General features: G+C 27.9%; 2 protein-coding genes. One reads left to right on the top strand and one right to left on the bottom strand.

Annotated features, from left to right (window positions below; genetic code table 11):
• Positions 1-325 precede the first annotated feature (325 nt).
• A complete protein-coding gene (locus tag MWH25_RS12685) occupies positions 326-721 on the top strand; it encodes a hypothetical protein (protein ID WP_248628021.1) in 396 nt (131 codons plus the stop codon).
• A gap of 27 nt (positions 722-748) precedes the next feature.
• Here MWH25_RS12685 and lnt read toward each other — a convergent pair whose 3' ends face one another.
• Positions 749-2218, bottom strand: coding sequence for an apolipoprotein N-acyltransferase (lnt, locus tag MWH25_RS12680; RefSeq protein WP_248628020.1), 1470 nt, complete (start codon positions 2216-2218; stop codon positions 749-751).
• Positions 2219-2588: the final 370 nt, after the last annotated feature.

Raw genomic sequence — 2588 nt, 5'->3', positions numbered from 1 at the left:
AGAGTGAAATGGTTTTTCCACTCGTAGGAGAAGCTCCATCTAAATCTTGTTTCTGATTTAGGTGGAGAGGTTCACACAGATTAATTTAAGCTAACTTTTAGTAAATTACAGATAGAAAGAATAATCATTCTCAAAAATTATATCAAATAACTATGGGGATTACAAATCAATCTCTTGGTTGCTTAAAAATTTGAACTGTTATAATTATATACTTGAGATTAATTGTAACTCAATTTACTTTTATTGGTTTTGAGTTGAATTGCTATTGAAAAAAACTAATAATATGTTAAAATATAATTAGCAAACAAAAAAAGGAGATGGTTTAATGAATCCAGAAATTATCATCAGTATTTCTTTTATAGTTATAGTAATTATAGAATCTATAATTCTTCTTAAAAGCTTCTTTAACAAAAATGCAACTAATGAAAAAGAGTTTTTCAATTTATTATTTAGATTCATTTCTAATAGCTTTATTTATATCTCTAGCTTACTTATTTTAATTGCTACTTTAACTAATATAAATATATTAACAATTGAACAATTCAATGATTTAAATAGTATAACCTTAGGACAAACTGCAATTGTAATGATTCTTTTTACTAACATCATTACAATTATAAGCATCTTGTTTGGAGGAATTAATAAGTTAAAAAACAGAAAACAAAATAACAAAACTACTAAGAAAATAATCAATCAAGAAAAAGCTAAAAAAGTAACTTAAGCACAAGAAGTTTAAAAAACAACACTTTTAAAAGTGTTGTTTTTTAAACTTCTTAAACCCAATAAAGCCTATTAAAATTAATACAACTATCAAATTAACTAAACCAAATAAATCACCATATTGATAATACAAAGTTATTTCTCGCTCAGATACTGCTAAATTAAAAGTTTTAGAAGTTGGTTCAAAAATATCAATTTTAGTTACTATCCTCCCTTGATTATCTACAATTCCACTAAACCCAGTATTCCCTACTTTAATAACAGGAAGATTATACTCAACTGCCCGAAAAATAGTTGCCTGAAACATTTGTAACGGCAGATTGCTCTTTCCAAACCAAGCTTCATTAGCAATAGTAATCAATAGATTAGAACCAGGATCTAATTCTCTAATAAAAGAAGAGTTTAAAATTTCTGAACAAATTGGACTTACCCAACTAATTCTATTAAATTCAAACTCTTTTCTTTCTTCACCTGGGATTAAATTATTTAGATTCTCCACAATTACATTAGGAATTATTTCAGCAAACGGAGTATATTCACCAAAAGGAACTAGCTTAGTCTTGCTATATCTAGTAACTATATCTCTATTAGCATCTGCTAAAAAACTACTATTTAAGTTGCCTCTATTATCTCTAACAAAGCCCCCAAAGAATAATGAAGTTTCTTCAACAAAATCAAATGGTATTTTTTTATCTTCATCATAGGTTCTTAAAATAGCTGTTTCGGGCCAAATCAGTAAATCGGGATTATTTTCTTTTATTTCCTGATTAGATAAATCCAACAACCTATCAACAATTAAATCTTGATACTCGGGATCCATCTTTATTTGCTGAGAAATACTAGGTTGAATTAATCCTACAGCCAACTCTTCACCCTCAATATCTGATTCAGTTAATTGTAGCTGACCTTGATAAAAAATTAAACTAATAATTGCTATACCAATTAGAGCATAGTGAAATTTTCTTTCTTTAATAGCTAAAAATAGTATAGTATTAACCAGCACAATTATAAAAGTAATTAAATAAACTCCCCCATACCCTGCTAATTGAATCAATTCTGGAATAAAACTTTGTGAATAACCGAGAAAGCCAAACAGATAACCAAATGAAAATATTGTTCGCAAAAATTCAATAGCTGTCCAACTAACAGGAATAAGAAGTAAATAAGGCAAGCTAAACTTTACCTCTAACACCTTTAATAAGACTGCAAACAGAGCAAAAAACAGGGCCAAAATAAAAACTGCTAAAATAAAAATAAAAACAGATACTACTATCGGCAATCCGCTAAAATCAAGCAATGGATAGATTATCCAATTACCTCCAATGCCAAAAAAAGCGATGCCCATTAACCACCCTAAGAAGAATGATTCTCTCTTATGCTCTCCCTGTAATGCAAATAAAAAAGGCACTAAACCAATCCAAGCTAAAAAGAATAAATCAGTATTATAAAATGGCAACCCTAATAAAAACCCTGATAAAATCGTCAATAAATATTTCATAACAGATACCCTTTCCCTTTAGATATTAAATTTAATTTGCCAAATTAAATTATTCTACTAATTAATAGTTCCCGATTAATTACTATTTTCCTCTTTTCTTGCTAATATAAAAAATGGTCTTCGACCATAGTCTAAGGTTAAGCAAACCATTAAAAACCTTAAATTTCAAAAGTTATCCACACCTCTTTAAAAAGTATAGTTCCTAAACAAGAATAAAACGAGTAGTCAATTGACTACTCGTTTTATTCAAAGTTCTATATTTTGTTAATGATTTTACTCAAACTCAAGCTTACACTTAAGCTGTTGTGTTATGTTAATAATAGGAAATTGTTAACTTGTACTTCACCTTGTTTTTTGGTATAATTTATTT

It is taken from the genome of Natroniella acetigena (assembly GCF_023227745.1).
Lineage (GTDB): Bacteria > Bacillota > Halanaerobiia > Halobacteroidales > Halobacteroidaceae > Natroniella > Natroniella acetigena.
The sequence above is the reverse complement of the archived record's forward strand: the minus strand, read 5'-3'. Positions and strand labels throughout refer to the sequence as shown.

Coding starts and splice junctions, on each gene's coding strand:
- lnt (WP_248628020.1), bottom strand. CDS start 2,218: ATGAAATATTTATTGACGATTTTATCAGGGTTTTTATTAGGGTTGCCA.
- MWH25_RS12685 (WP_248628021.1), top strand. CDS start 326: ATGAATCCAGAAATTATCATCAGTATTTCTTTTATAGTTATAGTAATT.